The 23,365-nt window shown below is 46.1% G+C and carries 31 protein-coding genes; all 31 read right to left on the reverse strand.

Annotated elements, in window-relative coordinates; genetic code table 11:
- Nucleotides 1-5: 5 nt before the first annotated feature.
- The 31 genes from OEU88_RS12900 to rpsQ all read right to left on the reverse strand — a co-directional run bounded on the left by OEU88_RS12900 (nt 6) and on the right by rpsQ (nt 23,360).
- Entirely contained in the window at nt 6-1,991 is a 1,986-nt protein-coding gene (locus OEU88_RS12900; protein WP_262695601.1) for an acetyl-CoA carboxylase biotin carboxylase subunit, read from the reverse strand.
- A 12-nt stretch (nt 1,992-2,003) separates the two neighbouring features.
- A complete protein-coding gene (locus tag OEU88_RS12905) occupies nt 2,004-2,231 on the reverse strand; it encodes a hypothetical protein (protein ID WP_262695602.1) in 228 nt (75 codons plus the stop codon).
- Nucleotides 2,231-2,980 (reverse strand): TMEM175 family protein, encoded by a 750-nt coding sequence (locus OEU88_RS12910; protein ID WP_262695603.1) that lies wholly within the window; start codon nt 2,978-2,980, stop codon nt 2,231-2,233. Before OEU88_RS12910 ends, OEU88_RS12905 begins: the two co-directional genes overlap by 1 nt.
- A gap of 15 nt (nt 2,981-2,995) precedes the next feature.
- Nucleotides 2,996-4,528 carry an acyl-CoA carboxylase subunit beta gene (locus OEU88_RS12915; RefSeq protein ID WP_262695604.1) on the reverse strand — a complete coding sequence of 511 codons (1,533 nt, stop codon included), beginning with the start codon at nt 4,526-4,528 and terminating at the stop codon, nt 2,996-2,998.
- 144 nt (nt 4,529-4,672) lie between these two features.
- Nucleotides 4,673-5,368 carry an ATP12 family chaperone protein gene (locus OEU88_RS12920; RefSeq protein WP_262695605.1) on the reverse strand — a complete coding sequence of 232 codons (696 nt, stop codon included), beginning with the start codon at nt 5,366-5,368 and terminating at the stop codon, nt 4,673-4,675.
- Nucleotides 5,365-5,838 carry a hypothetical protein gene (locus OEU88_RS12925; RefSeq protein ID WP_262695606.1) on the reverse strand — a complete coding sequence of 158 codons (474 nt, stop codon included), beginning with the start codon at nt 5,836-5,838 and terminating at the stop codon, nt 5,365-5,367. Before OEU88_RS12925 ends, OEU88_RS12920 begins: the two co-directional genes overlap by 4 nt.
- A gap of 2 nt (nt 5,839-5,840) precedes the next feature.
- Nucleotides 5,841-6,515: an HAD-IA family hydrolase gene (locus OEU88_RS12930; RefSeq protein ID WP_262695607.1), complete on the reverse strand. Its 675-nt coding sequence runs from the start codon at nt 6,513-6,515 to the stop codon at nt 5,841-5,843.
- A gap of 13 nt (nt 6,516-6,528) precedes the next feature.
- Entirely contained in the window at nt 6,529-7,509 is a 981-nt protein-coding gene (locus OEU88_RS12935) for an RluA family pseudouridine synthase (RefSeq protein ID WP_262695608.1), read from the reverse strand.
- Nucleotides 7,506-7,883 (reverse strand): fluoride efflux transporter CrcB, encoded by a 378-nt coding sequence (gene crcB, locus OEU88_RS12940; protein ID WP_262695609.1) that lies wholly within the window; start codon nt 7,881-7,883, stop codon nt 7,506-7,508. Before crcB ends, OEU88_RS12935 begins: the two co-directional genes overlap by 4 nt.
- A gap of 12 nt (nt 7,884-7,895) precedes the next feature.
- Nucleotides 7,896-8,801, reverse strand: coding sequence for a hypothetical protein (locus tag OEU88_RS12945; protein ID WP_262695610.1), 906 nt, complete (start codon nt 8,799-8,801; stop codon nt 7,896-7,898).
- Entirely contained in the window at nt 8,801-10,096 is a 1,296-nt protein-coding gene (locus OEU88_RS12950; RefSeq protein WP_394805267.1) for a replication-associated recombination protein A, read from the reverse strand. Before OEU88_RS12950 ends, OEU88_RS12945 begins: the two co-directional genes overlap by 1 nt.
- Before the next feature lie 36 nt (nt 10,097-10,132).
- Nucleotides 10,133-11,587: a Do family serine endopeptidase gene (locus OEU88_RS12955; RefSeq protein WP_262695612.1), complete on the reverse strand. Its 1,455-nt coding sequence runs from the start codon at nt 11,585-11,587 to the stop codon at nt 10,133-10,135.
- Between the two features lie 856 nt (nt 11,588-12,443).
- Nucleotides 12,444-13,082, reverse strand: a complete 639-nt coding sequence (locus OEU88_RS12960; protein ID WP_262695613.1) for an HD-GYP domain-containing protein — start codon at nt 13,080-13,082, stop codon at nt 12,444-12,446.
- Nucleotides 13,083-13,306: 224 nt separating this feature from the next.
- On the reverse strand, nt 13,307-14,017 hold the full coding sequence (locus OEU88_RS12965; protein ID WP_262695614.1) for a substrate-binding periplasmic protein: 711 nt from the start codon (nt 14,015-14,017) through the stop codon (nt 13,307-13,309).
- Between the two features lie 300 nt (nt 14,018-14,317).
- A complete protein-coding gene (rplQ, locus tag OEU88_RS12970) occupies nt 14,318-14,743 on the reverse strand; it encodes a 50S ribosomal protein L17 (RefSeq protein ID WP_262695615.1) in 426 nt (141 codons plus the stop codon).
- 96 nt (nt 14,744-14,839) lie between these two features.
- Nucleotides 14,840-15,856, reverse strand: coding sequence for a DNA-directed RNA polymerase subunit alpha (locus OEU88_RS12975; protein ID WP_394805257.1), 1,017 nt, complete (start codon nt 15,854-15,856; stop codon nt 14,840-14,842).
- 91 nt (nt 15,857-15,947) lie between these two features.
- Nucleotides 15,948-16,340 (reverse strand): 30S ribosomal protein S11, encoded by a 393-nt coding sequence (gene rpsK / locus OEU88_RS12980; RefSeq protein ID WP_262695616.1) that lies wholly within the window; start codon nt 16,338-16,340, stop codon nt 15,948-15,950.
- 50 nt (nt 16,341-16,390) lie between these two features.
- The gene (gene rpsM, locus OEU88_RS12985) at nt 16,391-16,759 is read right to left on the reverse strand and encodes a 30S ribosomal protein S13 (RefSeq protein ID WP_262695617.1); all 369 of its coding nucleotides are present in this window, start codon (nt 16,757-16,759) and stop codon (nt 16,391-16,393) included.
- 114 nt (nt 16,760-16,873) lie between these two features.
- Nucleotides 16,874-17,521: an adenylate kinase gene (locus OEU88_RS12990; RefSeq protein WP_262695618.1), complete on the reverse strand. Its 648-nt coding sequence runs from the start codon at nt 17,519-17,521 to the stop codon at nt 16,874-16,876.
- Nucleotides 17,518-18,852 carry a preprotein translocase subunit SecY gene (gene secY, locus OEU88_RS12995; RefSeq protein ID WP_262695619.1) on the reverse strand — a complete coding sequence of 445 codons (1,335 nt, stop codon included), beginning with the start codon at nt 18,850-18,852 and terminating at the stop codon, nt 17,518-17,520. The genes OEU88_RS12990 and secY overlap by 4 nt, the downstream gene beginning before the upstream one ends.
- 44 nt (nt 18,853-18,896) lie before the next feature.
- The gene (gene rplO / locus OEU88_RS13000; protein ID WP_262695620.1) at nt 18,897-19,352 is read right to left on the reverse strand and encodes a 50S ribosomal protein L15; all 456 of its coding nucleotides are present in this window, start codon (nt 19,350-19,352) and stop codon (nt 18,897-18,899) included.
- A 21-nt stretch (nt 19,353-19,373) separates the two neighbouring features.
- Entirely contained in the window at nt 19,374-19,562 is a 189-nt protein-coding gene (rpmD, locus tag OEU88_RS13005) for a 50S ribosomal protein L30 (RefSeq protein WP_262695621.1), read from the reverse strand.
- Nucleotides 19,563-19,568: 6 nt separating this feature from the next.
- Nucleotides 19,569-20,159 (reverse strand): 30S ribosomal protein S5, encoded by a 591-nt coding sequence (gene rpsE / locus OEU88_RS13010; RefSeq protein ID WP_262695622.1) that lies wholly within the window; start codon nt 20,157-20,159, stop codon nt 19,569-19,571.
- 25 nt (nt 20,160-20,184) lie between these two features.
- A complete protein-coding gene (gene rplR, locus OEU88_RS13015; RefSeq protein WP_262695623.1) occupies nt 20,185-20,541 on the reverse strand; it encodes a 50S ribosomal protein L18 in 357 nt (118 codons plus the stop codon).
- A 12-nt stretch (nt 20,542-20,553) separates the two neighbouring features.
- A complete protein-coding gene (gene rplF / locus OEU88_RS13020; protein ID WP_262695624.1) occupies nt 20,554-21,087 on the reverse strand; it encodes a 50S ribosomal protein L6 in 534 nt (177 codons plus the stop codon).
- 16 nt (nt 21,088-21,103) lie between these two features.
- Nucleotides 21,104-21,502 (reverse strand): 30S ribosomal protein S8, encoded by a 399-nt coding sequence (gene rpsH, locus OEU88_RS13025; protein WP_262695625.1) that lies wholly within the window; start codon nt 21,500-21,502, stop codon nt 21,104-21,106.
- A gap of 11 nt (nt 21,503-21,513) precedes the next feature.
- Entirely contained in the window at nt 21,514-21,819 is a 306-nt protein-coding gene (rpsN, locus tag OEU88_RS13030) for a 30S ribosomal protein S14 (RefSeq protein ID WP_262695626.1), read from the reverse strand.
- A gap of 19 nt (nt 21,820-21,838) precedes the next feature.
- A complete protein-coding gene (gene rplE / locus OEU88_RS13035) occupies nt 21,839-22,393 on the reverse strand; it encodes a 50S ribosomal protein L5 (RefSeq protein WP_262695627.1) in 555 nt (184 codons plus the stop codon).
- Nucleotides 22,386-22,703, reverse strand: a complete 318-nt coding sequence (gene rplX, locus OEU88_RS13040; RefSeq protein WP_262695628.1) for a 50S ribosomal protein L24 — start codon at nt 22,701-22,703, stop codon at nt 22,386-22,388. The genes rplE and rplX overlap by 8 nt, the downstream gene beginning before the upstream one ends.
- Nucleotides 22,703-23,071 (reverse strand): 50S ribosomal protein L14, encoded by a 369-nt coding sequence (gene rplN / locus OEU88_RS13045; RefSeq protein WP_262695629.1) that lies wholly within the window; start codon nt 23,069-23,071, stop codon nt 22,703-22,705. Before rplN ends, rplX begins: the two co-directional genes overlap by 1 nt.
- Before the next feature lie 52 nt (nt 23,072-23,123).
- Complete coding sequence (gene rpsQ, locus OEU88_RS13050; protein WP_262695630.1) at nt 23,124-23,360, reverse strand: 30S ribosomal protein S17; 237 nt, start codon at nt 23,358-23,360, stop codon at nt 23,124-23,126.
- Nucleotides 23,361-23,365 lie beyond the last annotated feature (5 nt).

Raw genomic sequence — 23,365 nt, forward strand, 5'->3', positions numbered from 1 at the left:
TGTGGTTATTCAAACTCGAGAATAACGGCATCTACCGACAGACTTTCACCAGCCGACGCTGATACAGACTTCACAATACCATCTTTCTCTGCTCGCAAAATATTTTCCATTTTCATGGCCTCAACAACAGCAAGCGATTGCCCTGCTTTAACTTCTTCACCTTCAACTACAGAAACAGAAACAACGAGACCTGGCATAGGACATAACAGGAATTTGGAAGTATCGGGCGCAACCTTCTCCGGCATCAACTCCAATAACTGGCTTGCTTTTTCGCCGAGAACGCGGATTTCTTTCGATACGCCGTCTGTTGTTAATGTCCAGCCTAGTGGGTTCTTATCAACTTCAATAGCAATATCACGGCCGCCAATATTTGCTTGCATAACAGGCATACCGGGCAGCCAGCTCGTGACAATTTCTATCCGCATATTACCAATCGCTACCTCTGCACTATCTTGCAGTGGTACAATACGTGTGCGGATACTTTCATCATCAACACCAATAACCCAGCTTTGGTCTTGCGGGCCTGCCGGTGTACTTATTTGCCCTTCGACCTGACTAGCGCGTGACTGCTCCACAGCGTTAATGAATGTCGCCGCAACAATCAGCGCTTCCTTTACATTTTCACTTAGGGCACCACCGAGGAAACCATCAGGATATTCTTCAGCAATAAAGTTAGTGGTCATATCACCAGACTGAAAACGAGGATGTGCCATCAATGCAGACAAAAATGGAATATTGTGTGCAATACCGCGAATATAATATTCATCAAGGGCACGGCGTTGCAATTCAATTGCTTCCATACGTGTCGAACCATACGTCACCAGTTTTGCGATCATCGGATCGTAAAACATGGAAATTTCCGCACCTTCGTACACACCCGTATCCACGCGTACATTTTCCGTTTCTTTTGGTGGTATGTAACGTGACAAACGCCCAATGGACGGCAAGAACCCGCGGAACGGGTCTTCCGCATACACGCGGTTTTCCACTGCCCATCCAGTTAGCTTCACATCGTCTTGTGCCATAACAAGCTTTTCACCGTAAGCGACACGAAGCATCTGTTCCACAAGATCAATGCCCGTTACATACTCCGTAACAGGGTGCTCTACCTGAAGCCGCGTATTCATTTCCAGAAAATAAAAGTTCCGATGTTTATCAACGATAAACTCAACCGTACCAGCACTGCAGTAATCCACGGCTTTAGAAAGCGCTACGGATTGAGCGCCCATCGCAGCACGTGTTTCTTCATCCAGAAACGGGCTAGGCGCTTCCTCCACAACCTTTTGGTGGCGCCGCTGGATAGAACACTCACGTTCACCGAGGTAAATGACATTACCGTGCTTGTCTCCCAGCACCTGAATTTCGATATGACGCGGTTCTTCAACAAACTTCTCAATAAAAACACGGTCGTCAGCGAAGCTTGACTTTGCTTCATTTTGCGCAGAAATAAACCCTTCACGCGCTTCTTCATCATTATAGGCAATGCGCATGCCTTTACCGCCACCGCCAGCAGAAGCTTTCAACATCACCGGGTAGCCAACTTCCGCTGATATCTTGGCAGCTTCATCTGCATCCTTGATGATACCCATATGACCTGGCACCGTGGAAACACCAGCCTCTGCTGCTAGCTTTTTGGATGTAATTTTGTCACCCATTGCTTCAATAGCTTTAGGATCTGGGCCAATAAAAGTGAGGCCTGCTTTCTGAACGGCTTCAACAAAAGATGCGCGTTCTGACAGAAATCCATACCCGGGGTGAATAGCTTCTGCACCTGTGTCTATAGCAGCCTGTAGTATTTTTTCGGCAATCAGGTAACTCTCTGCTGCTGCAGGCGGGCCAATATGAACTGCTTCATCTGCCATTTCCACATGCAATGCATCTGCATCCGCGTCAGAATAAACGGCTACTGTTTTAACGCCCATTTTCTTGGCAGTTTTGATCACGCGGCAAGCGATCTCGCCCCTGTTCGCTATCAAGATTTTCTTGAACATGACCTCACGCTCCTACTGTTGTTTGCGCCGAAGCGCAGCAAATAACCAAAGTGCGGCAACACCGCCTGCACCAATTAGAAAAAATAATGACCCACTATCCGCAGGAACAAACGAAGCACCTATGCCAACACCGCATGCAATACCAAGCATAAAACCCATCACACCAACAGAACGAGCCTCTGAACGGCGCGCCATACCTGCTATTTGTTGCTCTACATCTTTTGGTAATGGTCTAGCCATTATGCATTACCTTTTGTAGATTCTGACATCGCACGCAGTTTTATGGCTGTTTGGCGTACGTATAGCCACTGTATCGGCCAAACGAGAATGTTGGCAAAACCAGCAATGAAAGGCGCATAAGCAGTTGGCAAGAAAAGCATAGGTATTGTGAAAAGTGGAACAATACCAACGATAAGAAAAGATTTAATATGAACCTGCGTTTGCAGTGCTTCCTTATCGTCTAATTGGAGTAGTTCTCTTTCATCGAAGGCTATTTTGTAGAGCCATGAAAAACACCAAAAAACAGATGCAAAACCACACGCATATAAAACGTGCAATATATTATACTGATCATATGAGATGGAATAATTCACTGGCATTTCGAAACCAAACCAGCCTTCTAAAATAATATAATCAATAACGAAACTGGCAAAAAACTTCAGGGGAAACATAAACAGCAAAACAAGAAAAAGCAGTATACCGTTAGCTTTGATTACCTTTTTATTGTTCAAACCGAATTTACGAAAATATTTATAATGCCAATTCCATATCACTAGCATTAAGAAAAAAGTCGCAGCAAAAGCCGGAAACCCCATGACCAACGCGAAAAGCTCGTTGATTGTTTTCGGCACTTCTTCGGAAACAATCAGAAGCGTTACAGCAAGTCCGAAAACAGCATCAGTTAAGCCTTCAACACGGCTAACTTCGGTACCTCGAACACGGATACCGTTCATTGTCTCGTTCTCAGATGTCAGCATATGCTTACGCATAACGGCCTGCTATCCTTACAAGGGAATGTTGTCGTGTTTCTTCCAGGGGTTCTCAAGCTCTTTGTTTGCAAGTTTCTTGAGACCCTTAATCACACGTAATCGTGTATTATGCGGCATGATCACGTCGTCAATAAAACCGCGCTGCGCAGCAACAAACGGATTAGCAAACAGGTCTTCGTAGTCCTTTGTGCGTACAGCGATTTTCTCTGGGTCGTCTTTTTCCTTGCGGTACAAAATTTCCACCGCACCCTTCGCGCCCATTACAGCAATTTCCGCCGTAGGCCATGCGTAGTTTAAATCACCGCGTAAATGTTTGGATGCCATCACATCATAAGCGCCGCCGTATGCTTTTCGTGTGATGATAGTAATCTTGGGAACGGTTGCCTCGCCGTATGCAAACAAAAGCTTTGCACCGTGTTTAATGATACCGCCGTATTCCTGAGCTGTTCCAGGCAAAAAACCTGGCACATCCACCAATGTAACAATCGGGATATTGAAGCAATCACAGAAACGAACAAAACGGGCCGCTTTCTTTGAACTATCGATATCCAGACAGCCTGCAAGCACCATCGGCTGGTTAGCAACAATACCAACCGTTTCGCCGTCCATCCGCGCAAGGCCAATTAAAATATTGCCAGCATGACGTGGCTGTAATTCAAAGAAATCACCTTCATCAACAATCTTATTGATGACTTCATGCATATCATATGGCTTGTTCGGGTTTGACGGGATAACTGTATCAAGAGATTTCTCAACCCGTGCTGACTTATCAAAAGTTGGCCGCTTGGGAGCACTCTCACGATTATTGAGTGGTAAAAAGTCAAAGAAACGGCGCATTTGCACCAATGCTTCCACGTCATTTGCAAAAGATTTATCCGCTACGCCTGATTTTGTGGTGTGCGTAGAAGCCCCCCCTAATTCTTCCTGCGTAACAACCTCATTTGTAACCGTTTTAACAACGTCAGGGCCGGTTACAAACATGTATGACGTATCTTCCACCATGAAAATGAAATCGGTCATCGCTGGGCTGTATACAGCACCGCCGGCACACGGTCCCATAATCATAGAGATTTGCGGCACAACACCAGACGCCAGAACATTTTTCTGGAACACATCAGCGTAACCACCAAGTGCGGCAACGCCTTCCTGAATACGAGCACCACCACTATCGTTAAGACCGATAACTGGCGCACCAACCTTCATGGCCATATCCATAACCTTGATGATCTTCTGTGCGTGTGTTGCCGAGAGCGATCCGCCAAAAACTGTAAAGTCTTGGCTGTAAACATAAACCAAACGACCATTAATGGTGCCAGAGCCTGTCACAACACCATCACCGGCAAACTTTTGCTCTTGCATACCGAAGTCACTGCAACGATGCTCAACAAACATATCGTATTCTTCGAAACTATCCTCATCTAACAGCAGATCAATCCGTTCACGTGCCGTCAGCTTTCCACGGGCGTGCTGCGCATCGATGCGCTTTTGACCACCACCTAAACGTGCTTCAGCTCTTTTAATTTCAAGCTCTTCGACAATTTGTTTCATGTGTGCTTTCCCTCTGGTGGTGTTGACCGACACCGCAATGATCATATGCGATGCGCCACCCCCCTGAACTAAACCATTGAAAAGACAGGACCATGTCCGCTTCAATCGTCTTCTTATCTGCTATTCTCTTGCTTTTCCAGCATTTTAGCCTTGTAGCAAACGCCAAAAAGTCAGGTTCATCTGCATTTCAGCGTTTAACTCGGTACGTTTTTCGTCAACTTCGCTGTCGGTTCCCCATGCTTCTTCCTGAAAGCTTTGCTCCAGAATACTGGCATTCCAGCACTCATCAAAGTTACGGAAACCCTTGATAAGCGCCAACCCAAGCGAGATAGACCCAAACCCTGTCACAAGCGCATGAAAAGCCGTTAACTCAAAATCAGATAATTGTGAAATGATCGCAGACAAGCGGGCGATTGCCTTATCGTTTTGTGTGATCGGCAATATACCAGATGTTGATAGCAAATGGATATCATGCTCACCATCCAACCAATCCAGCACTGTCTGCCAATGTTCTTCTTGTTGTTTAATAAGGCTTTGTTCAGCATCTTCCCGATAACAAAGCAAATCAGTGTGGGCATAATTGACCAATTCGTTGATAACAATCTCGCGGCGTGGACCAACACGATCCAGTGCAGTGTTGCTCATGCGGGTTAATGGCATGCTGTCAGGTAGAATATCATCTTCCTGTGCTACCCATTCAGCCGCAACCGCTTGCGCCAATTCACGCACAGGTATCGCCAGCAGTTGTTTTTGTGGTGTTTTAATTTCGCGGCCATCAAGTGTTACAGCAAAAACCCCGGCCAACTCTTTTACCGCAACGGTATCATAAAATCTTTTCACTCGGCACTGCCCTGATCATCTGTCTTACTATCTGGTTTAGTCACGCTATTATCAGCTTGTGACTTTTCCTGATTCATTTCGCGCGTTATAGCAGCAAGCTTTCGCCGTGAATATCTGGCCTGTTTACGCTGCGTATTCATTCTCTTCTTATCTGCTGCGGTTTCTTGCTTGAAACCTGCAGAAAACTGAACATCCGATTTTCCAGACTTATCCGGTTCATCAACCATCTTGTGATAACCAAGCAACCGATTACCAATACGCGGAACCCGGTAGCACAGCATAAAAAACATCGCAGCTAGAACTAGTGTGATTAATAGCAGTGAGTACGCAAGCGCCGAGTTATCTGAAACAATATCTGCCTCGTAAAAGTACACCCCAAGCGAAAGCGCTGATAGAATTGCTGCGGTAATCAAAAATCCAATACGTGGTTTATTGAGTTCGTCTTGGAATTCATTTTTCTGATCTTGCATGATTATCTCCCAAGCTGACCAATGAGCGGCACCAATTCATCGTATACATCAATAATATGATGCGCCCCGCCTCCTTGCAGGGTTGCCGTGTCATGATAACCCCAACGAACACCAACAGCGTGGCATCCGGCTGCTCGTGCCATTTTCATATCAAAACTGGTATCGCCAACCATAACCGTTAAAGCCTCATGGCTACCGGCATCAGCTATCGCTGTATGCATCATCGACGGGTGTGGCTTTGATGGATGGTTGTCTGCCGTTTGAAGCGTAACAAAAAACCCATCGAGGTTGTGTTCTTGAATAACACGCGCAAGGCCGCGGTTAGAGTTTCCGGTAGCGACGCCTAACAGATAACCTTCATCTCGCAGTTCTTCTAAAGCACTTCTGGTTCCAAGGTACAATGGGTCCGGTTCTGCAGCCATTGTTACACGGAGGTGGTAAAAACTCTCTTTGAATGCCTTAGTCATTTCGAGATGAAATTCATCATCATCATTCGGACGAAGTATCTTCATTATTTCAATAGGGCTAAGGCCAACAGTAGCCCGAATAGCCAGATCATTCTCTCTTGGCAAACCCAGTCTATCATACGCAGCATGCATAGCGCTCATAATCATATGTTGGCTGTCAACAAGGGTGCCATCACAATCAAAAACAACAAGTTTATTATAGTCGCTCATTGCCATTTACACATTACTCAAAATCAGGGTCTTCATACGACTTCACGTCAAATCCCAAAAAGTCAAATGACGCAGCCATATGTTCGGATAACGGTGATGTAACCGTCAATTCACCACCATCTGGATGCGGGAATGTAATGAAACGACTGTGCAGATGCAGTTTCCGGGAAATAGCACCTGTCAGAAACGACGCAGGACCACCGTACTTACCATCACCAACAATTGGGTGCCCCATTTCCGCACAATGCAAGCGCAATTGGTGGGTGCGCCCTGTATGGGGTTTTAGCGCAAGCCACGCCGCTGCCCCACTTGCTCGCTCAATCACACTGTAATCTGTTAACGAATGCTTGCCGCTATCGCTAACGACCATACGTTCGTTACCTTTTATTGCCAACTTATCCATTTTCAAGATAACGCGACCATCAAGGTTTTGCGGGGCACCTGCCACCAATGCCCAATAACGCTTATCAGTATCTTTGGTTTGAAACGCCTTTGCCAGCGCAGCTGCAGCATTAGGGCTACGTCCAAGCAACAATGTGCCTGATGTATCTTTATCAAGCCGGTGTACTAAACGTGGCCGGTGGGCAGAATCAAACTTTAACGCATGAAGAAGGCCGTCTACGTGCCTGTTTTGTCCTGTGCCACCTTGTGTAGCTAACCCTGCAGGTTTGTTGATCGCAATGACTGCGTCATCTTTATAGATAACCCAACTTTGCACTTCTTTTATTTCGTCTATGCTTAGCTTTTTAGGTTCTTGTTTCTGCTGTTGCGGAGTATCACTTTCAGTCACAACTGTAGGCGGTATGCGCACGACCTGACCTGCTTCTATACGCTCATTGCCTTTTACGCGTTTCCCATCAAGGCGCACTTCACCTTTACGCATTACTTTTTGTAATTGCCCAAACGAAGCATACGGATAATGCCGCTTAAACCAGCGATCAAGCCTGATGCCATGATCATCATTTGTTATCTCGATGTTTTTTACACCACTCACACGAAAAGCCTTCCAAGCCATAAACCAAACATCAGTGCCAACACACCAACAAACAACGAGCCAAATGCATACATAATTGCAGCTTGCCAATCCCCTCGCTCAATGAGCAACACTGTTTCCAGTGAATAAGTGGAAAAGGTCGTAAAGCTACCAAGTATACCAACCGTCAAAAACCCTCGGAGTTCAGGCATTCCGTTCAATCGGGCAGCAAATGCTGCAACCAAAACACCCATGATTAAACTCCCAAGGATATTGACAGCCATCGTACCATAAGGAAAGCTTGTCCCTACCGCTTTAGTGATGACACCAGCAAAATAATGCCGTGCAATAGCACCTAATGCACCACCAAACCCGATAGCCAATATCATTTGCATGAAACGGCTCCTTCAAACTACGCCGAATATCCACCCTTCAGTGCGGCGCACCTTAGTCGAAAGCTTTGGCGGATGCCAGTATTTGCGATCATGCGCTATAAAACGCAACCCGGCAGCAGTTACCAGTGCATCAGTTTCGTCATCTACTCTCTGGAGAGGTAAATCGAATTGGTATGGTTGTGTCATAAGTTCAGCAAAAACTGCATTCAGCGTATCTTTATTCCTGACTTTTCCTTTGTGCCCACCAAGCTTTGAGAACAACGCCGCGTATATTTCCACCAATACCAGTTGTTGGTTGCCAATGTTATCAAAAGGCCAGACGCAAATATCTTTATGAGACCGAAGTTGATTAAGCATAATCATTGTAGATAAGGCAGATTTACCAACCTGGCTTGCGCCTATGAGATTGAAAACGCTTTCGCAAGGGCCGTATTTTTCTTTGATGCAAATTTGCTCACAATCACGAAGCTCAGGCCGGAAAAACTGTTTGTCTACAACTGTATCAAACTTTTTAGAAGCAATATCATAGCGCTGCGTTCGGTAATGTCGGGCATGTGCCTGTACAAATGAACCACCAAAGAAATCCTCATCACCATCACACTTTCGCGCAATTTCGTCCCATAAACAGGGAGCGGACTTTAAATCAAGATCGCCGCGCAAATACCCTTTGTCCGTATCAAACGGATAGCCAAACGCCGCATCAATACCAACTAAAACACGTGATCCCGATGGCAAGCCGGCACCCTCAGAAAGCCATTCCGCGCACTCCCTCCTGCTCCAATCTTTATATCCCGATTTAGGAGGGACTATCACAGGGGCATGTGTGCCTGCTTCACAAATTGCAATTTTCAAGCCTTTATGGCGTTTCCCTTTAGCACCAGTCCAGTCAATACCGACAAAATGCGAGAAAGGCTTCATTATTCCTGATCACCGGACATTCGATCAGCCTCGGCGGTACGAACCTTATTGAAGTAATCCAACCTTTTCTGAATTTCTCGTTCAAAACCGCGCTCCACTGGTGCATAAAATTGCTGGCGGGCCATGTCATCCGGGAAATAATTCTGCCCAGACACCCCTGCCTCAGTATCATGGTCATACGCATAGCCCTTGCCATAACCAATATCTTTCATCAGTTTTGTTGGGGCGTTTAAAATATGAGCTGGCGGCATTAAACTGCCTGTAACCTTAGCTGTCTTCTTTGCTGCTTTCTCAGCTTTATAAGCAGCATTCGACTTCGGTGCAGAGGCCAGATACAACACAGCCTGCGCAATTTGCAATTCGCCTTCGGGGCTACCTAAAAATTCGTAGGTATCTTTCGCTGCCAGTGCTTGATGAATGGCTTCAGGGTCAGCAAGACCGACATCTTCACTCGCAAATCGTACTAATCTACGAACAATATACATCGGGTCTTCACCTGCCACCAACATTCTGGCTGTCCAATATAGAGCTGCGTCCGGGTCTGAACCACGCAACGACTTATGCAATGCAGAGATGAGATTATAATGACCGTCACGGTCTTTGTCGTATGAAGGAGCGCGTTTTTGTAGAAATAGAGCCAACGCATCAGAGGACAAAACTTCATCGGTTGTGGTGTTGATAAGCGTTTCAACACAATTCAGTAGAAAACGGCCATCACCGTCAGCCATTGCTTTAAGCGTTATTCTCGCAGATGCATCAAGAGGCAGTTCTGTACCAAGTTCTTCCTCGGCTCTCGTTAACAGGTGCTCTAGTGCAGTATCATCGTGACGGTTAAGCACTAAAACCTGCATTCTTGATAACAAGGCACTATTGATTTCAAAAGAAGGGTTTTCTGTGGTTGCTCCAACAAGCGTGATTGTACCATCTTCAACATACGGCAGGAAACCATCCTGCTGTGAACGATTAAAGCGATGAATTTCATCTACGAATAATAATGTGCCACGCCCATTCATACCGCGCACTTTAGCTGCTTCAAACATCTTCTTTAGGTCAGCAACGCCAGAAAAGATGGCAGATATCTGCTCAAATGCCAGATCAGCATGGCCGGCAAGAAGGCGCGCTATCGTTGTTTTACCTGTACCTGGAGGCCCCCACAAAACAAGACTGGTTAGTTTTCCGCTACCAACCATGCGGCCTAATGGACCATCTTTACCCAGCAAATGATCTTGACCAACCACCTCATCAAGCGAAGCGGGCCTTAACCGATCAGCAAGGGGGCGTTGCCCCCTTATCATTTCTTCATCTGTTGTCTGAAATAAGTCCGACACCAGTTACTGGATCACATTACAGCGATATGACCGGTTTGGAACAATGGTGCACTCTTGCATGCGGCCGCGGCGTTGCACTTGATAAACATAGCGCTCTGCAGTTTCATCAATAACGTTTTCCAAGTCAGCTACATATTCAACAGAAGCACCATTGATGGCGCGAATAACATCACCTGGAATCAGGAACTGATAACGCCCGGCCGGTGTCCGACGTTCGACTTCCAGAACAACTACACCACGCAAGAATGTATTTATTTGTAATTCTTCGTTAAAGCGTGGAGACATATTGGCAATTGTTACGCCCTGGAACGGATGACGCCCATCAAGTTTCTGCGTATTGCGCGGAGGATCTTCCGGCGGTAAATCAAGCGATACAATACGTTGTTGAATAAAGCCCTCACTAAGTACCGCCAGAGGTACCTCTTCACCTTCCTGCATTGTAGCAACGCGGAAGTTCAACCCTTGCTCATCAATGATTTCTTTGCCATCAACCGCCATAATAACATCACCGGGGCTTACCCCAGCCAAAGCTGCAGGGCCGTCAGCATATACATCATCAACCAGCACACCACCAGCACGGTCCAAACCAAGTCCTGCCGCTAAGTCTGTTGTGACAGTTTGCCCTTTAACACCAAGCCATGGGCGCACCAACTGCCCTTCATTCAAGGCTGCACGCAGTACCGACTTGACCATATTGGCAGGCACGGCAAATCCAATACCGTTTGATGCTCCGGTTCGGCTATATATTGCCGTATTAATACCAAGCAATGCTCCATCAATACCGATTAGAGCGCCACCTGAGTTGCCCGGATTAACTGCAGCATCTGTCTGGATAAAAAAGCCATAATCCGAGATGCCCTGCTGTGTTCGAGCATTTGCAGAAACAATACCGCTGGTTACGGTTTGACCGATCCCAAATGGATTTCCAATTGCTAAAACGATGTCACCAACAAGCACATTATCACTATCCGCCAAACTAAGCGTGGCTAAGGGTTCATCACCAGCGTCAATACGCAAAATAGCAAGGTCTGTTCTTGGGTCATCAAGCACAATTTCTGCATCAAATTCACGGCGGTCAGACAATACTACCGTTACTTCATCCGCACCTTCAATGACATGATGATTTGTTACGATTACACCATCAGGTCTTACAATTACTCCAGAACCCAGCGAGCCTCTTACGCGCTCCTCCGGCATGCCAAAACTAAATTGATCACCAAAAAATCGCTTAAATAGCGGATCGTCAAACATAGCCGACCGTCGTGCACGGACAACCTTGCGTGTAAATATATTCACAACTGCCGGAGCCGATTGGCTAACAAGCGGCGCATAAGAAAGCTGAACCTGTTCTCTTGATTGCGGCACAACACGCTGAGCATCAGAATCTTGAGCTGACACGGCATTCATACCCACAAGCAACGTAAACATAAACGACAAAGGTTTAAGGGTGCGTTTCATCAATTCGAATTCCTGTTTCAGTTATAGCGTGTGTAATCGCTGCTGTTGTCTTTATGGCTGAGCATAGATAAGAGCGCAAGAGCTTGGCGACAAGATGATTTCAGCTCACGATAGAATTAAATTTCTTATGTTAATATTGTGATCGAATACGGCGCAACGAAGGCATGGCAGCGTATTCTGCTATGAGTATACTTTACCTTTTCCCAAATAGCTGAAACACTGGACACAAAAATCACACAAATCGTAGCGAGATATACAATGAATCTGTGGAAATTAACGCACAACAAATACCTGAAGGCACGTCTCACTATCATCTTCGCATTGTCAGCCTTGTTAATATTATATCATGTTTCAAAGATATATAGCGTTTATTGGGGATTAGATGCCGCAAATGCAATGACGCTGACGCATGTGCAAACTGGTATCAGGCTGATAATCGTTATTTCGCTTGCATACGTGCTACTGGGTTACAAAAAGGCTTTATGGGGTATGTGGTTTGGCATAGCCACACTCACAGCAACACGTTACATGCTGCTATGGGACACAGAACCCACTGCAGATATCGAATTTTCAGTATATTTATCCTATCTCAGGGGTTTTATTTCCCCGATAATTATTACACTGCTTTATCCCTCAGCGAAGAGATAGCCCTTGTGTTTCGCGCACGGAGTATATGTGCCTTGCGAGCCCTAGTTTCTATCATTGATATTGGGCTCTTTGTTCACTTGGGAGTGTTCATTTTATCCATCACCACGTTTTTATATCCGTCATAGAACGTACAACGTGACTACGTCGGGTAATTAAACAAGTATATTTGTGGGTCAAATATGATTTTTGGACATACTATGAAAAGCGTTCAGTGATGAGTGTGTGTCATATCATCGTACATTTCTTCAAAAAATTTCTCAATTTTAACAAAGGCTTGAAGAACACGTATGTCAAACATCTTCGTGCTCACGCGGTCGTCGCCTTTCGTTAAAATTGTTACAACTTTACTGTGAGACATTCCTTCTTTGTAAGACCGCCTTGCTCGCAAAGCTTCATAAACATCACAAAAGGTAACAATTTTAGCTGCAAGACTAATTTGTTCACCTGACAATCCATATGGGTAACCACTGCCATCAGCATATTCATGGTGAGTAGCTGCAATATCAGCAGCCAAATCAAAAAATGGAGTGTTGTTGGGCTTCAGTATATTCGCCCCTTCAAGGGAATGACCTTTTACTTGATTTCGCTCTTCTATCGACAAAGCACGCGGAGCATGAAGAAGATTCTGTTCTAATGAAATTTTACCAATATCATGCAGGCGTGAAGCATAGTTAAGAGTCCTTGCTCCTTGATTACTAGCTCCCATTGTAGTGGCCAATACTTCTACCAACACACCGACAAAACTCCCATGACACGCAGTATATTTATCAACTGCCTCATGTGTTCGCACTAAACATTCAACTGCTTTTTCAAACTCTGGGCTTAGCTTCGCATCAATATCCAACATGTGTTTCACCCTATAAGTGTAATTCATATTACTTATTCGGGAATAAAAATAAAGTGTTAAATAGACGTTTTGTAATCCTCAAGTTAGGCTTGATGCTATCAAGCTAGCTTTCCGGTGAGTTATCTACGTCAAAATAACTAGTAAATTCATCACTACTTGGAACCCAAGGAAGCTCAATTCATGATCATTATCATTGTGCCACTATACTGAAAAAGAAGAAATACTTACTTCCCTATGGTAGCTAGCCGTTTTTCATTTGCTTCACGCAAAGCGTCAATAAGCTTCACATCCGTTCCCTTGCTGCACGCCAAGCCAAATTGTGCAGGTTTCCAATTAAAAACTATCACTGGCGGCAGCAAATTAGAATTCTGTGCAGCGATACGGCTGTCCCTAATACCGCTAACAAGCAAATCTGCCCTACCGCGATAAAGTAACTGTACCGCAGCGATATCTGTCGTGGCCTCAAGCACCTGTTTTTTGGTTATAGCTTCAATCTGCTTATTAGCTTGTGTACCCATCTTGCCAACAAGAGTATAGGCCGCAACATCCTCGATCTTTTCGATGTTTATATTACTGTCCGGCCTTTGAAATATTGCCCATCCACCGAGCTGCGTTGGACGCACCCATTGAAAAAGGTCCGCGCGTTCAGGTGTATAGTTAATTGGAAAAACACATGTATTTTTTTCTGTCTGAGCGCGCCTGAATGCTCGGTTCCAAGGCGTAAGTGTCATTTGGTACTCTGTACCCGTCTCATTCATCAACTGCTTTAATATATCGACCTCTATCCCTTCCAACTCACCAGTTTGGATATTGTGAGTAGCGTGTGGATAGTTCTCTTCGGCAAGCAGCAGAAGTTTTGGCTTTGCTTGTAGAGTAGCAACCTCAAATGACAAGAACACTGCAATCACAAAAGTTATAATTTTCACACCAGACATATGAGGCTAACTAACTATTCATTTTGCAGATAAGCTTAATGCGAAAACCTAACATAAAACTTAACTCGTACGAACTGAATGCTTTTTTGAGAATGAAGGCTTATCAAAAACGATCTTGCTGACCGCTATTCGCGGAACCATATTCATAAAGAAACAAGATATTCTCGTTAGTAATAAAATCAGCAATCGCCTGCTGATAGCCTCCCTCCACAAAAACTATTAGAAGAGTATAGTTTCGGCCATAAAAAAAGCCTCGGATAATCCAAGGCTTTTTTCGATGTAATGATATGAAAACTAAGCTTACGCAGCGTCGTCTTCTTCAATATCCATATCTGCAGTTGGGCCACTGTCCTGGCCCTTGGCATCTTCGTTACGATCAACAAGCTCAATAACAGCCATTGGTGCATTATCACCATGACGGTAGCCCGCTTTCAAAACACGAGTGTAACCACCTGAACGCTCTTTATAACGATCAGCTAGCTCATCAAAAACTTTGCTAACCAATGTTTCGTTCTGGAGGCGTGCTATAGCCAAACGGCGATTTGCAAGCCCGCCTTTTTTACCAAGTGAGATCAACTTCTCAACAATTGGGGCTAGGTCTTTAGCTTTAGGCAATGTTGTAACAATCTGCTCGTGTTTCAACAATGCTTGGCTCAAGTTCATGAACATAGCCTTACGGTGGCTTGCAGTTCTATTCAGTTTACGACCGGCTTTACGGTGACGCATGGTTTTAACTCCTGATTGCCTATCCGGCCTTGCGCAAACACCTCATTGTGCAAGCATAGTACCGGTAGGTGTCCCTGCTCGAAAGCAGGGAGGTTTTTAGTATTCTTGCTCTAGTTTCTTAGCCATCTCTTCGATGTTCTCAGGTGGCCAAGCAGGCAGTTCCATACCGAGGCGTAAGCCCATAGTAGATAGAACTTCCTTAATTTCATTCAGAGACTTACGACCAAAGTTTGGCGTACGCAGCATCTCTGCTTCTGTTTTCTGAACCAAATCACCAATGTAAACGATGTTATCGTTTTTGAGGCAGTTAGCAGAACGAACAGAAAGTTCAAGTTCGTCAACTTTACGCAGGAGTTGACGGTTGAACGCAGGTTCATCGTCTTCTTCCGCTTTTTGAACTTCTTCTGGCTCATCAAAGTTAACAAATACATGCAACTGATCCTGAAGAATGCGGGCAGCAAACGCTACAGCATCTTCCGGTGTAACAGTACCGTCTGTCTCGATTTCCATTGTAAGCTTATCATAGTCAAGAACCTGACCTTCGCGGGTGTTCTCAACTTTGTAAGAAACTTTCTTAACCGGACTGTATAGCGCATCAACCGGAATAAGACCGATTGGTGCATCTTCAGGACGGTTATGTTCTGCTGGAACATAGCCTTTGCCTGATGCAACCATCAGTTCCATGTTCAGCGTTGCACCTTCATCAAGGTGACACAGGACCAGATCTTTATCAAGAATGTCCACATCAGCGACTTCACTGATTTGGCCAGCCTTAACTTCACCCGGACCTGTTGCCGTAAGGTGCAGGCGCTTAACGCCGTCACTTGTTACGCGAACAGGAAGGCGTTTGATATTCAAGACCATGTCGGTCACGTCTTCACGCACACCCGGCACAGAAGAGAATTCATGCAGAACACCTTCAATTTGCAGACTTGTCACTGCACCACCTTGCAACGAAGATAACAGCACACGACGCAGGCCATTGCCTAGTGTCATGCCGTAACCACGCTCAAGCGGTTCAACAACAAGTTTCGCTTTCCGAAGTGGGTCTGCACCCGATTCAATCGTCAAGCCATTTGGTTTAATAAGTTCTTGCCAGTTCTTCTGGATCACGGTGTAACCCTCACTTTAGTCGGTTCTTGGGAAATCTAAGAGCCAACGGATTCGTGCCAATACTCTGATACTTACATCAATTCAGTGTGCATTAAACGCGGCGGCGTTTGGGTGCACGGCAGCCATTGTGTGGAATAGGCGTTACATCACGAATAGATGTGATGACAAAACCAATAGCCTGCAGTGCACGTAGGGCGCTTTCGCGACCTGCACCTGGGCCTTTAACTTCCACTTCAAGGTTTTTCATGCCGTGGTCCTGCGCTTTTTTACCAGCATCTTCTGCCGCAACCTGTGCAGCATAAGGCGTAGATTTACGCGAACCTTTAAAACCCATCATGCCCGCAGATGACCAGGAAATCGCGTTTCCTTGCACATCTGTAATGGTGATCATTGTATTGTTGAACGTCGCGTTCACGTGCGCAACACCATTGCTGATGTTTTTACGCTCGCGTTTTTTGACGCGTCCTGTGTCTTTTGTAGCCATCTCTATCAGACCCTATAAATACGGGGGGAGCCCTAAACAGCGTTACCCAATTACTTTTTCTTACCGGCGATTGCGACAGCTTTACCCTTACGAGTACGAGCGTTTGTGCTCGTGCGCTGACCGCGTGTCGGCAACTTGGCACGGTGACGAAGACCACGATAAGTCTTGAGGTCCATCAACCGTTTAATATTCATCGCAACTTCACGACGAAGATCACCTTCAACCGTAAATTCGCTATCAATCATCTCGCGGACCTGAATTACTTCAGCATCCGTTAGTTCATTTACCCGACGCTCGAGTGGGAAATTTAGCTTCTTGCAAATATCCGCGGCAGCCGTACGGCCAATACCATGGATATATGTAAGAGCGATTATCACTCGTTTGTTGGTCGGAATGTTAACGCCTGCAATACGCGCCACGACCATTCTCCTGATCAAACTATTACACGTTCTAGTACTAAGAATCACAAGACGTGTTGAAGCCGGGGATTATATGAACAAACCCCAGAACGTCAACTGCCTTATGACAGTTTTTTACACAGCCAAAACTGCGTCTATTTGTGCAGCGACTTCATCGATGGCATTCATGCCATTAACTTGCTGCAAAATTCCTTTTTCAGCGTAGTACGGCAACACTGGTGCCGTCTGCGCATAATATTCTTTCAATCGCTTCGCAACTGTTTCCGCATTGTCATCGTTGCGACGCTTAAACTCTGTACCACCACAGTTGTCACACACACCTTCAACAACAGGTTTCAGGTTTGTATCGTGATAGCCTTCGTTGCACTTGGCGCATGTATAACGACCTGAAATGCGATCTACAAGCACTGCGTCATCGACTTTCATTTCAATAACAGCATCCAGTTTCACACCTTCTTCTGCCAGCATAACGTCTAGAGCTTGTGCCTGCGCAACATTACGCGGAAAACCATCAAGCAGAAAACCGCCTTTGCAGTCATCTGCTTTAATGCGATCAGCAATAATACCAATGACAATATCATCAGAGACAAGTTGACCTGCGTCCATCTTGTCTTTTGCTTTTTGACCATAGTGTGTCTGAGCAGCAACCGCCGCACGCAACATATCACCTGTAGAAAGCTGAATCAGGCCTTTGCTTTTTTCAATACGCTGAGCCTGCGTTCCTTTACCAGCACCGGGAGGGCCGAACAAAATGATAATCATCTCCCCCTGCTCCCCTTGAGTCGTGCTTTCTTAAGCAGGCCTTCGTATTGCTGCGCCATCAAGTGAGAATGGATTTGCGAAACAGTATCCATGGTCACATTAACAACAATCAACAAGCTGGTTCCACCTAGATAGAACGGTATAGCTGCAGAACTGATCAACAACTCAGGGATCGCACACACAACTGAGAGGTATGCTGAACCCACAACAGTCAAACGAGTGAGTACATAATCCAAATATTCTGCTGTTCGCTTGCCTGGACGAATACCAGGCACAAAGCCACCATTCTTCTTCAAGTTATCCGCAGTGTCTTCAGGGTTAAACTGAATAGCTGTGTAGAAGAAACAGAAGAAAACAATAAGCGCGATGTAGAAAGCAATATAAATAGGCTTACCCGGTGCTAATACAGCTGTCACGGTTCCAAGCCATTCAGGACCAGATGCCGCATAAAGACCAGCAACAGTCAAAGGCATAAGCAAAAGCGAGCTAGCGAAAATCGGTGGAATAACACCTGCAACATTAAGCTTCATTGGCAAATGTGATTTGTCACTTTGCATACCGCCACGCTGTTGTTGGCGCTTAGGATACTGAATAACAACGCGGCGCTGTGCACGCTCACAAAATACGATAAACCATACCAGAGCTGCCGCACCTACCAACATTGCCAAAAGCGTCGCTACATTGAGCTGACCTTCACGAGTAAACTCGAAAGCCTGCGCAATGGTGCCCGGCAGTTCTGCCACGATACCTGCAAAGATAATCAAAGAGATACCGTTACCAATGCCGCGCTGTGTGATCTGCTCACCCAGCCACATCAGGAACATTGTACCACCAAGAAGCGTAATCACAGCTGTGAAACGGAAAAACAAACCAGGGTCCACAACAACACCGGGCTGACTCTCCAGACCAGACGCAATTGCCCAACCTTGAACGAGTGTCAACAGCACTGTGCCGTAGCGCGTGTACTGGTTTATCTTCTTGCGTCCCTGATCACCTTCTTTTTTAAGTTGCCCAAGTGTAGGCGACATGGTGGTCAGCAACTGCATTATAATCGAGGCCGAAATATAAGGCATAATGCCAAGCATTATGATTGAAGTACGCTGCAGTGCGCCACCTGAGAAGGTGTTGACAATGTCAACAAAACCACCACCCAAGTTGGCGAACATATTTTGAACCGCGACAGGGTCCAACCCGGGAATCGGGATGTAACTGCACAAACGGAAAATAACCAATGCACCAAGAGCGAACCAAATTCGTTTCTTCAGCTCTTCGGCTTTACCGAAAGCTGACCAACTAATATTGGACGCAAGTTGTTCTGCAGCGGATGCCATAGACGACTACTCCAGCCTTATTAATCTCGGCCTACGTGTTTAGTTTAAGCAACAGTAACTTTACCGCCAGCTTTCTCAACAGCTTCCACAGCACCTTTAGAGGCACCAGTCACTGTGATATCAACTTTGGCTTTAAGTTCACCTTTTGCGAGAAGACGTACGCCATCAACCACTTTGCCTACAACACCCGTATCAGCGAGCATCTCAACAGTAATTGGTTTTTTTGCGTCCAAAGTACCAGCATCAATAGCCTTCTGAAGGCGACCGATGTTTAATACCTGGAAGTCTTTCCGGTTGCGACTATTAAAACCACGCTTAGGTAAGCGTTGGTACAAAGGCATTTGACCGCCCTCATAACCATTAATTGCTACACCAGAACGTGCTTTTTGACCCTTGTGACCAGATCCAGCAGTTTTACCTTTGCCAGAACCGATACCGCGACCCACGCGCATCGCAGATTTGCGAGCACCTGCATTGTCACTAATTTCATTGAGTTTCATCGAAATTCTCCAAACGCCGGCTTATTCTTCAACGCGCACAAGATGGTGCACCTTGTTGATCATGCCACGAACAGAAGGCGTATCTTCAAGTTCGCGCGTTTTGTGCATTTTGTTCAGGCCCAAGCCAACCAGTGTTTGACGCTGGTCTTTACGGCGACGGATCGGGCTACCAATTTGGGTAACCGTTACTGTGTTTTTCTTAGCAGCCATTGGTCATTACTCCGCTTCTGCTACGGCAGCGTCTTCATCATTCGCTGCTACAGCTTTAACATCGCCGCGACGCGCCACAATATCAGCCACTTTCTTACCGCGCTTGGCAGCAATCTGACGTGGTGAATTTTGAAGTGTCAACGCATCAAAGGTTGCACGAACCATGTTGTACGGATTTGCAGAACCTTGTGACTTCGTCACAACATCTTGCACACCGAGCGCTTCGAACACTGCACGCATCGGACCACCTGCAATGATACCAGTACCAACAGACGCAGTACGGAGTAACACTTTACCAGCACCGTGACGGCCCCGGATATCGTGGTGAAGCGTACGGCCTTCTTTAAGCGGTACACGGATCATATTTTTCTTAGCGGCGTCTGTAGCTTTGCGGATCGCCTCAGGAACTTCCCGAGCCTTACCTTTACCGAAACCTACACGACCGCGCTGGTCACCAACAACCACTAGGGCTGCGAAACCAAAACGACGACCACCTTTAACAACTTTGGCCACACGGTTAATGTGAACCAGCTTTTCAATCAATTCGCTTTCTTCGCGATTTCCGCGCTCTGAGCGATTACGTTCTGGGCGTGCCATGGAACATCCTTTTCTTACATCAAGCCTAGAAGTTTAAGCCACCGTCGCGCGCTGCTTCAGCTAGTGCTTTCACACGACCATGGTAGAGGAAACCACCACGGTCAAACACAACTGCTTCAACGCCCGCGGCCTTAGCTCGCTCGGCAATCAATTTTCCAACTTTTGATGCAGCTTCGATATTAGATGTTGCATCGCCCTTAAGACCTGCATCGAGCGTAGAAGCAGCAGCAACTGTTGCTCCTTTTACGTCGTCGATAACCTGCGCATAAATGTGCTGGTTAGTCCGGTGAATAGAAAGACGCGGCCGACCGACACTCTTCTTACGAAGCTGTGTACGGTTGCGCTGGCGGCGCTTTTCAAAAAGATTTGTGCTACTTGCCATTGCTGCCACCTATTATTTCTTCTTGCCTTCTTTACGGAAGACGTATTCGCCGTCATAGCGGATACCCTTACCTTTGTAAGGCTCTGGTTTCCGATATTCACGAATTTTAGCAGCTGTTTCACCAACAAGTTGTTTGTCGATGCCAGATATCAAAACCGTGGTTTGGTCAGGCGTTTCAATTTTAATACCCTGCGGAACAGGGAAATCAATGTCATGGCTAAAACCAAGCTGCAAATTAAGGCTAGAGCCCTTCATTTGCGCCCGGTAACCAACACCAGTGATAACCAGTTTCTTAGAGAAACCATTAGTTACACCATCAACCATGTTGGCAACCATAGAACGTTGCATTCCCCACATAGAGCGGGCACGTTTTGTTTCGTTAATAGGTAGAACAACAATCTTATCGTCTTCATGTGACACAGTCACTTCAGGCACGAAAGATATTGCCAGTTCACCCTTAGGGCCTTTTACCGCTAGGTCGTTACCATTTAAGGAAACGGTTACACCAGACGGGATCGTTACTGGTTTTTTACCGATACGGGACATGTTTTATTTCCCTTCCTTAGAATACGGTACAAAGAACTTCACCGCCCACATTGTTCTCACGCGCTTCTGCGTCTGAGAGAACACCTTTCGGTGTGGAAACGATAGAAATTCCAAGGCCGTTGTGAACACGAGGTAGATCACGAACGGAGCTGTATACACGGCGACCAGGCTTAGACACACGATTAATCGTGCGAATAACAGGTTCACCTTCATTGTATTTCAACTCAATAGACAACTCAGCTTTGTTCGCTTCGCCGTCAGTACGTGAGTACCCACGAATGTAGCCTTCACGCTGAAGCACATCAAGAATGCGCTGGCGTGTTTTTGATGCTGGTGAAGACACAACAGACTTGCCTGCTTGCAAGCCGTTGCGAATTCGGGTCAGCATATCAGCGATTGGATCGGTCATCGACATCAGCTATCCCCTTACCAACTTGATTTAACAAGGCCTGGTACTTTTGCAGCAGAGCCAAGCTCACGCAGCGCAATACGAGACATTTTGAATTTACGGTAGTAACCGCGCGGACGACCAGTTACTTCGCAACGATTGCGAAGACGGGTTGCAGCACCGTCACGTGGTAGGGCAGCAAGCTGCAACGCAGCCAACCACCGTTCATCTTCAGACAAGCTCTTGTCGTAGATCACTTCCTTGAGTGCGGCCCGCTTGGCAGCAAACTTGGCGACTGTTTTCTCACGACGCTTGTTTTTGTTGATGGCACTTTTCTTAGCCATAATAAAACCCTCCTGCTACCTAAGCTTTAAATGGCATATCAAACCCGCGAAGAAGCTCACGTGCTTCATCGTCAGTCTGTGCCGTGGTGCAGATAATAATGTCCATTCCGCGCATCTGTTCTACCTGATCATAATCAATCTCAGGGAATACCAGCTGCTCCTTAAGGCCCATTGCGTAGTTACCGCGACCATCGAAAGATTTAGGGTTAACACCCTGAAAATCTCGAATACGTGGCATTGCAACAGTGATCAGGCGATCAAGAAATTCATACATACGCTCTGAACGTAGTGTAACTTTCGCACCAACCGGCATGCCTTCACGCAACTTAAATGATGCGATAGACTTACGGGCACGTGTAACAACAGGTTTCTGGCCAGAAATCAATGCGATCTCTTCAGCAGCTTTTGTTACTTTTTTCTTGTCAGACACGCCTTCACCAACACCCATGTTGATGACGATCTTGTCAAGCTTCGGAACCTGCATCGGGTTCTTGTATCCGAACTTCTCTTGAAGAGACGCACGGATCTTGTCTTCGTATGTAGTACGAAGGCGAGGCATATTCTTATCAGCCATTGATCACCTCCCCGGACTTCTTGGCAAAACGAACTTTCTTGCCATCGTCGGAAACCTTGAAACCAACACGGGTTGGGGCACCGTCTTTAGGGTCTTCAATCATCAGATTGGAGAGCCTGATCGGAGCTTCCTTGGTATTAATACCACCCGCACTTGTCTGCGTTGGGCGACTGTGACGCTTAACAAGGTTGATACCTTGAACAGTAGCGCGACCTTCGCTTGGCAGAACAGATAGGATTTCGCCGCGCTTGCCTTTATCTTTACCGGCAATCACAACGACCTTGTCACCTTTTTTAAGTTTAGCGGCCATTATAACACCTCCGGTGCAAGCGAGATGATCTTCATGTGCTTTTTCGCACGCAGCTCACGAACAACTGGGCCAAAGATACGAGTACCAATTGGCTCATGGTTTTTGTTCACAAGAACAGCTGCGTTATTGTCGAAACGAATGGTAGTACCATCGCGGCGACGCACTTCTTTAGCAGTACGAACGATAACGGCACGATGCACGTCACCTTTCTTAACACGACCCCGTGGGATCGCCTCTTTGACTGAGACAACAATAATGTCTCCGACTCCAGCAGTCTTACGCTTAGATCCGCCAAGGACCTTAATGCACTGCACCCTCTTGGCCCCGGAGTTATCGGCCACGTCGAGGTTGGTTTGCATTTGAATCATGGGATGTACCCTTTACTTCAAGTTAATAATGACACAAAGAAAACGATGAGGCTTAAGCCTCACCGCCAACTACGCGCCACGTCTTCAATTTCGAGATAGGACGACATTCTTCAATACGAACAATATCGCCGACCTGAATTTGGTTGCTCTCATCATGAGCGTGGTACTTCTTAGAGCGCTTAATAATTTTGTCAAGCAATGGATGCTTAATACGACGCTCTACTTTTACAACAATGGTGTTAGAACCTTTGTCGCTCACTACCACACCTTGCAGAATACGCTTTGGCATTGAAT

The organism is Kordiimonas aquimaris, assembly GCF_025574485.1.
Lineage (GTDB): Bacteria > Pseudomonadota > Alphaproteobacteria > Sphingomonadales > Kordiimonadaceae > Kordiimonas > Kordiimonas aquimaris.

Bases quoted from the DNA above. Each gene is read 5' to 3' on its own strand.
- OEU88_RS12900 (WP_262695601.1), bottom strand. From the start codon at position 1,991: ATGTTCAAGAAAATCTTGATAGCGAACAGGGGCGAGATCGCTTGCCGC.
- OEU88_RS12905 (WP_262695602.1), bottom strand. From the start codon at position 2,231: ATGGCTAGACCATTACCAAAAGATGTAGAGCAACAAATAGCAGGTATG.
- OEU88_RS12910 (WP_262695603.1), bottom strand. From the start codon at position 2,980: ATGCGTAAGCATATGCTGACATCTGAGAACGAGACAATGAACGGTATC.
- OEU88_RS12915 (WP_262695604.1), bottom strand. From the start codon at position 4,528: ATGAAACAAATTGTCGAAGAGCTTGAAATTAAAAGAGCTGAAGCACGT.
- OEU88_RS12925 (WP_262695606.1), bottom strand. From the start codon at position 5,838: ATGCAAGATCAGAAAAATGAATTCCAAGACGAACTCAATAAACCACGT.
- OEU88_RS12930 (WP_262695607.1), bottom strand. From the start codon at position 6,515: ATGAGCGACTATAATAAACTTGTTGTTTTTGATTGTGATGGCACCCTT.
- crcB (WP_262695609.1), bottom strand. From the start codon at position 7,883: ATGCAAATGATATTGGCTATCGGGTTTGGTGGTGCATTAGGTGCTATT.
- OEU88_RS12945 (WP_262695610.1), bottom strand. From the start codon at position 8,801: ATGAAGCCTTTCTCGCATTTTGTCGGTATTGACTGGACTGGTGCTAAA.
- OEU88_RS12950 (WP_394805267.1), bottom strand. From the start codon at position 10,096: ATGATAAGGGGGCAACGCCCCCTTGCTGATCGGTTAAGGCCCGCTTCG.
- OEU88_RS12955 (WP_262695612.1), bottom strand. From the start codon at position 11,587: ATGAAACGCACCCTTAAACCTTTGTCGTTTATGTTTACGTTGCTTGTG.
- OEU88_RS12960 (WP_262695613.1), bottom strand. From the start codon at position 13,082: ATGTTGGATATTGATGCGAAGCTAAGCCCAGAGTTTGAAAAAGCAGTT.
- OEU88_RS12965 (WP_262695614.1), bottom strand. From the start codon at position 14,017: ATGTCTGGTGTGAAAATTATAACTTTTGTGATTGCAGTGTTCTTGTCA.
- rplQ (WP_262695615.1), bottom strand. From the start codon at position 14,743: ATGCGTCACCGTAAAGCCGGTCGTAAACTGAATAGAACTGCAAGCCAC.
- rpsK (WP_262695616.1), bottom strand. From the start codon at position 16,340: ATGGCTACAAAAGACACAGGACGCGTCAAAAAACGCGAGCGTAAAAAC.
- OEU88_RS12990 (WP_262695618.1), bottom strand. From the start codon at position 17,521: ATGATTATCATTTTGTTCGGCCCTCCCGGTGCTGGTAAAGGAACGCAG.
- secY (WP_262695619.1), bottom strand. From the start codon at position 18,852: ATGGCATCCGCTGCAGAACAACTTGCGTCCAATATTAGTTGGTCAGCT.
- rplO (WP_262695620.1), bottom strand. From the start codon at position 19,352: ATGAAACTCAATGAAATTAGTGACAATGCAGGTGCTCGCAAATCTGCG.
- rpmD (WP_262695621.1), bottom strand. From the start codon at position 19,562: ATGGCTGCTAAGAAAAACACAGTAACGGTTACCCAAATTGGTAGCCCG.
- rpsE (WP_262695622.1), bottom strand. From the start codon at position 20,159: ATGGCACGCCCAGAACGTAATCGCTCAGAGCGCGGAAATCGCGAAGAA.
- rplR (WP_262695623.1), bottom strand. From the start codon at position 20,541: ATGGCAAGTAGCACAAATCTTTTTGAAAAGCGCCGCCAGCGCAACCGT.
- rplF (WP_262695624.1), bottom strand. From the start codon at position 21,087: ATGTCCCGTATCGGTAAAAAACCAGTAACGATCCCGTCTGGTGTAACC.
- rpsH (WP_262695625.1), bottom strand. From the start codon at position 21,502: ATGTCGATGACCGATCCAATCGCTGATATGCTGACCCGAATTCGCAAC.
- rpsN (WP_262695626.1), bottom strand. From the start codon at position 21,819: ATGGCTAAGAAAAGTGCCATCAACAAAAACAAGCGTCGTGAGAAAACA.
- rplE (WP_262695627.1), bottom strand. From the start codon at position 22,393: ATGGCTGATAAGAATATGCCTCGCCTTCGTACTACATACGAAGACAAG.
- rplX (WP_262695628.1), bottom strand. From the start codon at position 22,703: ATGGCCGCTAAACTTAAAAAAGGTGACAAGGTCGTTGTGATTGCCGGT.
- rplN (WP_262695629.1), bottom strand. From the start codon at position 23,071: ATGATTCAAATGCAAACCAACCTCGACGTGGCCGATAACTCCGGGGCC.
- rpsQ (WP_262695630.1), bottom strand. From the start codon at position 23,360: ATGCCAAAGCGTATTCTGCAAGGTGTGGTAGTGAGCGACAAAGGTTCT.